7 protein-coding genes are annotated in these 5796 nt (G+C 43.6%); 2 read left to right on the plus strand and 5 right to left on the minus strand.

What is annotated here, in order from left to right; translation table 11 throughout:
- Positions 1-236 precede the first annotated feature (236 nt).
- From IM479_RS20260 to IM479_RS20270, 3 genes are all read right to left on the minus strand, one after another.
- Positions 237-851 carry a Uma2 family endonuclease gene (locus IM479_RS20260; protein ID WP_286825275.1) on the minus strand — a complete coding sequence of 205 codons (615 nt, stop codon included), beginning with the start codon at positions 849-851 and terminating at the stop codon, positions 237-239.
- 246 nt (positions 852-1097) lie between these two features.
- On the minus strand, positions 1098-1751 hold the full coding sequence (locus tag IM479_RS20265) for a HupE/UreJ family protein (protein ID WP_287684914.1): 654 nt from the start codon (positions 1749-1751) through the stop codon (positions 1098-1100).
- 14 nt (positions 1752-1765) lie between these two features.
- Positions 1766-2692 (minus strand): methyltransferase domain-containing protein, encoded by a 927-nt coding sequence (locus IM479_RS20270; RefSeq protein ID WP_287684915.1) that lies wholly within the window; start codon positions 2690-2692, stop codon positions 1766-1768.
- 202 nt (positions 2693-2894) lie between these two features.
- Between IM479_RS20270 and IM479_RS20275 the strand changes: the two genes are divergently transcribed.
- Positions 2895-4091, plus strand: a complete 1197-nt coding sequence (locus tag IM479_RS20275; RefSeq protein WP_002795668.1) for a homocysteine biosynthesis protein — start codon at positions 2895-2897, stop codon at positions 4089-4091.
- Here IM479_RS20275 and IM479_RS20280 read toward each other — a convergent pair.
- Together IM479_RS20280 and IM479_RS20285 are read right to left on the minus strand one after the other, a co-directional pair.
- Positions 4080-4334, minus strand: a complete 255-nt coding sequence (locus IM479_RS20280; RefSeq protein ID WP_287699554.1) for a hypothetical protein — start codon at positions 4332-4334, stop codon at positions 4080-4082. The genes IM479_RS20275 and IM479_RS20280 overlap by 12 nt on opposite strands.
- A gap of 62 nt (positions 4335-4396) precedes the next feature.
- Positions 4397-5659 carry a pentapeptide repeat-containing protein gene (locus IM479_RS20285; protein ID WP_287079436.1) on the minus strand — a complete coding sequence of 421 codons (1263 nt, stop codon included), beginning with the start codon at positions 5657-5659 and terminating at the stop codon, positions 4397-4399.
- Between the two features lie 91 nt (positions 5660-5750).
- On the opposite strand from IM479_RS20285, the gene IM479_RS22865 reads away from it, so the two are divergent.
- Positions 5751-5796: helix-turn-helix domain-containing protein (locus IM479_RS22865; protein WP_353737480.1), on the plus strand; the 46-nt coding region annotated here is incomplete at its 3' end.

Below are 5796 nucleotides of genomic sequence, written 5' to 3' on the forward strand. Positions count from 1 at the left end.
AACCTATTTGTGCCTTAAGTGTCTCCCTGTATAGATTTCAGCTACTTTTAGGCGTAGGCACTCTCATCGAATTTTATTTTAAGTTAATTATTTGCATAACAATTACCGAAGAGCCCCTAAAAAAGGGAAAAAGTACCTGAATTTTCCCCCCGATCACTTCAAGGACTGGCACTTTTTGATTTTCAAAAAGTCTAAAAGTCTTATCCAACAAGGTTTTTAGATTTATTCAGCAAGCTCTACATACTTAAGAAAATCTGATTGACAGTGAGATTTAATTCCGTGAAAGTCTGGGAGATCAGGCGATCGCTGTCTCGAAATTGTCGAATTTGATATTCTTCCTCAACTAAGCGACAAACAGAGATGGTCGGTTGTTTAGGAGTGCCGAGAAAATTACGCCCACCCAAGGCTGCATAATCAACAATCCAATATTCAGGAATACCCATTTCTTCATAATCAGCAAATTTTAAGTAGTAATCATCACGCCAGTTAGTCGATACCACTTCAATGATCAGAGGGATAGATGCACCATCCCTAAGGATTGATTCTTTTTTCCATAATTTTTCCTGAGCAAGATTTGTTCGATTTAGCACTAATACATCAGGAAAATAACCAGAATTTTTACCAGCAGGTCTGACAATCGCTTGGTTAGGAATTAAATAAGGAAGTCCTAGTCTATCAATTATTCCACTGAGTTTAACAGTTAAAAATCCTTTGATTTCTTCGTGTTCTCCTGCGGGTTGTGCCATTTCAATAATATTTCCATTGTGTAGCTCATAACGCAATCCAGAATTTTCAGGAAGCCAAAGGACGAATTCCTCGAAATTAACAGTTTTAGGTAAGGTTTGGCTCATAGCTGACAAAATAGCATTCTCTCTCTACTAACTTCCTTGGCTCTATTTTACCTTGAATGTAGGGTGGGCATTTTCCACCTGACAAACTCTCTACACAATCTGTGATCGCACTATCGAGGCTGCGCCCCTATATTGCACCTAGTGTGATTGGTAGGGGCGTATAAGTGTACGCCCTTTCTTCGATCAGATTTGCTGATCACCATAACCTCAAGAGAGCGATTAATAATTGGCCCCATCGAGATTAATTTACTTAACTCCCACTAAAAAAGTTGTACCGATCGCCATAATTGCCAATCCGATTAACTTGCTAATTAGAGTTGCTTGCTTGGCTAATTTTTCCTTGATGACACTGCCAAGGAAAAAAGCACCAGATGCGATCGCTAATTGCATGACGGTAAAACCGATTAAATAGGCAACTAAAGCGGCAACCCGCGCCCCGATAATTGATTCTCCGTAGGCATAACCGTGGAAAATTCCCGCGATCATTGCCAAAGTTGCCAGGGTGATCGTATGGAGATTAGAATGATTTTGTAAACCTTTTTTCAGGGTTAAAATCACGCCAAAAATCACCACGGAAAGGGCAATAATCCCTTCAGGAAAAAGTAAATTTATCCCCTGTAAATGAATACCCGTCCCGATTAAAGTGGCAATCGCAAAAGCGATCGGAATTAATAAACCCTGTTCCATCCCCACAGCAATTAAACCACTAGCCACCACAAAAGCTAAATGATCTAAACCGATAACCGGGTGAGCTAAACCCGATAAAAATCCGTTCCAAAAATTATCGGGAGTTTGCCCTCCCATGGCATGATGGGCGAGGGTTTTGCTGGCAAAAATTAACAGGAAGATAGGGACAATAGTTAATATCTTTGTCCAACTTTGACGAAAAATTATCTTCATTGATTACCTCAAAATTATGATTCGGAAACCCGCGCAACAATCGCCCGGTGTCGGGGACTGGTGGGGGTAATGATCGGTGGTTGAAACCCGGCTTCAGCTAATGCCTGTTCGATATCGAGAGTAAAATATTGATCGAGATAGGGTTCGGTACTCTTGAGTAAGGTTAGGACATAAGGGGGCATTTTTCGATAAATTTCCGAGCGCGGATTCATATCCATCAGCGTCAAATAACCCCCCGATCGCAATAAACGACGCGCTTCGGCGAAAATTTCTCTAGTAGCCTGTTGGGGTAGTTCGTGGAACATTAAAAACGAAGATACCAGATCGTAGGACTGACTAGGTAATTGAGTTTTTTCTGCGGCTGCGTGTTGCCATTGAATCGTCTTTTGTTTTTGTTGAGCTTGGTATTGAGCAACGGCTAAATAGTAGGGAGAGAGATCTAAACCAGTTACCCGCGCTTGAGGATAAGTATCTTGCAGTGCGAAGCTGCTCATGCCGACACTACAGCCTAAATCGACAATATCGTTAATTTCTGCCTTGATTTGCTCCTTCAATATCCGGTGATATTCCCGTCGCAATCGCGGATCGCCGTCAATCCCCGCCCCGGGCCAGATGGTAGAATGGACAGCATAGGCGGCAGATTCTACCTCAAAAGCTGGCAACCAGTCTAAATTGCCCTTTTCGTAAGCGTGGAAAGAACAAACGTAGTATTCGGGATAGACGAGATCGGGATTTTCTATCGCTTGCAGTTCCCGACTCCAATCCCGTTGCTGCCATTGTTTGACGGTTTCTCGCCAAGGTACGCCTAGTTTTTCGGCTCTTTTAATCATCATATTGCGCGCCTGATAGCGAGCGATGTCAAAAAGCGGTTTTATGCCGAGAATACGGTTAACTAGACCAGAAACAGGATTAAAGGAGGCTGAAACGGGTGTAACTGTCATAGAAAAGCTTCGATCGTAAATTTTCCCTTTTTCATCTTATAACAGTGATCAGTGATCAGTAATCAGTAATCAGTGAAAAGACAGCACTGTCACCGCCATTTAATACTGCTCAGTTAATACCACTCACTGAAAACTCAAATCTGATTACTGTTTACTGACAACAGCAAAAAGCTCCCTAACCCCCATCTTGCCAATTTTTATTATGAGAACAATCGCTGAAATCAACGACAAAATCGCTAAAAAAACGGCTGTAGTCTGGACAGTAGAGGAATTAAAAAGCCGCGTTACCGAGATGGGAATTAAGGAGGTTTTTTCCCAAGTAGATGTGGTTTGTACGGGAACTTTTGAACCGATGGAATCTTCGGGGGCAATTATTAATTTAGGTCAGACGGATCCGCCGATAAAAATTCGTCAATGTTGGTTAGATGGGATTCCTGCTTATGCCGGTTTTGGGGCGGTGGATTTATATTTAGGAGCCAGTGCTATTAGTGATCTAGCGGCCAAAAATGAGAATTTAGAGGGAGAAAATCCCGAAAGGGGTGGCGGACATATTATTGAGGATTTAATCGCTGGAAAATCGATTCAATTGCGCGCTGTCGGCCAGGCCACCGATTGTTATCCTCGCACTTCTTTTGAAACGATTATTTCTAAGGAGACTATCAATCAATTTTATCTTTTTAATCCTCGCAATCTCTACCAGAATTTTATCGTCGGAGTCAATGGGGGAGAGCGGACTTTATATACTTATTTAGGACCACTACAGCCGAGATTGGGTAATGCAGTTTATTCTAACCCCGGGGCAATTTCTCCCCTGTTAAATGACCCCGATTTAGAGGCTATAGGCATCGGTACGCGCCTTTTTTTAGGAGGAGGAATCGGTTATATTGCCTGGGAAGGAACCCAACATTTTCCCCTGCAAAAACGCCTACAAAATCGAACTCCTATTGGTCCCGCTTCCACCTTAGCCTTAATTGGTGATGCTAAACAAATGAATGCTCGCTGGGTGCGGGGTTGTTATTTCAAAAATTATGGGGCTTCTTTAATGTTAGGGGTAGCAGTACCGATTCCAATTTTAAGCGAGGAAATCGTTCGACATTGTGCGGTAAAAGATGAGGAAATTGTCGCTCCAGTGGTGGATTTTTCTATTCCCCGGCGAGTCCGTCCTACCTTTGGTTTAATCACCTACGCTAAACTAAAAAGCGGTCGGATTATGATCGAGGGAAAAAGTGTTAGGGTGGCTCCTTTGGCCAGTATTTCCTTGGCCCGGGAAGCCGCTTTAGAATTAAAAGCACTGATCGAATCGGGAGAATTTACCCTCACAGAACCCGTGGCCAAAATTAATCTAGAGCGGACTTTTATCCCCCAGGATCGTTGGGGTGGAAAATTATCAATTGAGTGAGGAATTTAGGGATTGCGTGCAGGTGGCACAACTACAATTAAGATGACGTAAAATCGGATTTTCTTCCCCGGTTGTCTTGCCGATAATCATGTCACCTAAGTTCTCGGTGTTGAAACTAGGATGAAAGGACTCTGGGGCAGCTTGTACAGAGTTAGTGGTAACTAATAGGGCTAATAAACTAGCGGAAGCAGTGGCAAGAATAAAGACTTTTTGATTCATAAATTTGTGGGAATTATTGGCCATTAATACCGATGATTATAGCACTGCCCTTACCGATGAGGAGATATTCTAATTAGGGTTTTTCGTTAACGGCCCAAAAGATTGGCAATATCACCACATCCTCCCGGAATGGTTGCGCGCGACTTTTCCCCACACCAACGACAACAATAGTGACGTTGTTCCTCGCTCATGTTTTTCACCCCGGTAAAATTGACATTTTCTACCACTGCTCCCGTGTGTTCTCCAGTGTCATAATTGGGGGGAATGGTACGACTGCGGGGGGTAGCATTTTCTAGGGAACCATAAAATAAACGCATCCCTTTCATATCTGCCCCTCTTAAATTAGCTTCGTAGAGAATTGTCCGGGATACATTTGCTTTCACCAAATCGCTATAACTTAAATCGGCCCGCACCATATTCGCTTCGCTTAAATCCGTCCAGCGCAAATCCTGCCCAGAAATGTCGGACCCCGCTAACATTACCCCCAATTGTACTACTCTTGTACCGAACTCTCGATCCTCCGCATAACCCCCTTCCCCGTCTAGAATCGGTCTGCCTAAATAACGATCGCGTTTAATCGGTGATAATAGCCGCGATTGACTCAAAAAACGCAGTATTTTCGCTTTTCCAGAGGCATCGACACTGCTGAGGATGGAAGCGGTGCGACCTTCTGCGATCGCTCTTTCCTGGGGCCAATCTTCTAAAAATCCCTCCTCATCCAAGGCTAGATCGGAAATCCCTTGAAAATAGGAATCGATCGTCTGTTGTTGGGTAATGCGATTTTGTTGTATGGTTAAATCCTTAGAAATAACGTACTGTTCCCAGGCCACATAGACCGCTAACACGGCGATCATAATCTGTCCCAAGGCCCCCACCCACTCGGCCCAGGAACCAAACTCATCGTATTTAAAACTCTCTAACCATCGCAATATTCGCCCGTAAACTCCTAAATATTTCCCTAATGCTGCCAGAGCAGCTATAAAAACTATAAAGGCAAAAACCGTCTGACGTTCAGAGGGGGTGAGATAATGGGCGATCCACTGGCGAATAGAGGGCAAAATTACCTGTAAAGATATTAATATCGCTACTATCGCCCCAGAAAAGCCTAACCAGTCCCAGCTAAAGACCAGGCCGATGGTCATCACCATCAGGGGGGCCAGTAGTAACCCCGCGTTACCCGGTCGAAGATCTTTTAATAGTAGGATGCGCTGACGCACAGGATTACGGGAAGATAAAGAGGAGACGTATTCGGAGGCATCGGGGGGCGATAAACTGGTTTTACCGTTATTTTCCGGGTTATCAGCCCTATTTTCCGAAGCGAGTTTTTCTGGGTCTTTGCGATCGCTCATCGAAAATTTTGGGTCTGAAACCCCGTCGTTCTACGACGGCTTTACTGTTAAATATTAACACATTTACGAAATATATGCTAAAATGCTCCCCATGGAAAAAGCCTATTGGTTTCGATTTTACCCCACACCCGAACAAG

This window comes from Microcystis sp. M165S2 (assembly GCF_020245885.1).
Lineage (GTDB): Bacteria > Cyanobacteriota > Cyanobacteriia > Cyanobacteriales > Microcystaceae > Microcystis.

Coding starts and splice junctions, on each gene's coding strand:
- IM479_RS20260 (WP_286825275.1), bottom strand. CDS start 851: ATGAGCCAAACCTTACCTAAAACTGTTAATTTCGAGGAATTCGTCCTT.
- IM479_RS20265 (WP_287684914.1), bottom strand. CDS start 1,751: ATGAAGATAATTTTTCGTCAAAGTTGGACAAAGATATTAACTATTGTC.
- IM479_RS20270 (WP_287684915.1), bottom strand. CDS start 2,692: ATGACAGTTACACCCGTTTCAGCCTCCTTTAATCCTGTTTCTGGTCTA.
- IM479_RS20275 (WP_002795668.1), top strand. CDS start 2,895: ATGAGAACAATCGCTGAAATCAACGACAAAATCGCTAAAAAAACGGCT.
- IM479_RS20280 (WP_287699554.1), bottom strand. CDS start 4,334: ATGGCCAATAATTCCCACAAATTTATGAATCAAAAAGTCTTTATTCTT.
- IM479_RS20285 (WP_287079436.1), bottom strand. CDS start 5,659: ATGAGCGATCGCAAAGACCCAGAAAAACTCGCTTCGGAAAATAGGGCT.